At 74.3% G+C, this 471-nt stretch carries 1 protein-coding gene; it reads right to left on the bottom strand.

Annotation, left to right across the window (positions count from 1 at the left end):
* Positions 1-175: 175 nt before the first annotated feature.
* On the bottom strand, positions 176-471 hold a 296-nt coding region (locus tag DZG00_RS16455; protein WP_511172848.1), incomplete at its 5' end, for an SGNH/GDSL hydrolase family protein.

Genomic DNA, 471 nt, shown 5'->3' with positions numbered 1-471 from the left:
AACTCGGGGCATGGCTTCTCCTCGTTCGGATTCGGTGCGTGGGGTCGGATCGTCGGGCGATCCGAGAGCCCGGGCGCCGATGTGGACACCGGCGCGGGCACGTCTTCGACGCTACGCCCGGGCCCCGCCGGGTATCCGGCACCCGAGGAATGCACAGGGAACGGTCAACCTCGCATCACGCGTCGGCGGCGTGGGAGGGGCCGAGCATCCGGTGGACGAAGGCGCGCGACCAGGAGGCGTAGACGCGGGAGGCCTGCGCGGCGTCCGGATCGCCCAGGTCGATGACGCTCTCGCCGGGGAAGGGGACGGCGTCCGCATCGGGGCGGGACGCGACGATCTCGGCCGTGATCCGGTTGAGCAGCCGCGCGTGCCGGGCGGCGACCGCGCGCCAGGGCGAGGGGATCCCCACGCTCTCGTTCAGCGGCGGGACCTCGGGGATGAGCACGCGCGCGCCCTCCGGCAGCCCCCGCG

The organism is Clavibacter lycopersici (genome assembly GCF_003576405.1).
Taxonomy (GTDB): Bacteria; Actinomycetota; Actinomycetes; order Actinomycetales; family Microbacteriaceae; genus Clavibacter; species Clavibacter lycopersici.
The sequence above is the reverse complement of the archived record's forward strand: the minus strand, read 5'-3'. Positions and strand labels throughout refer to the sequence as shown.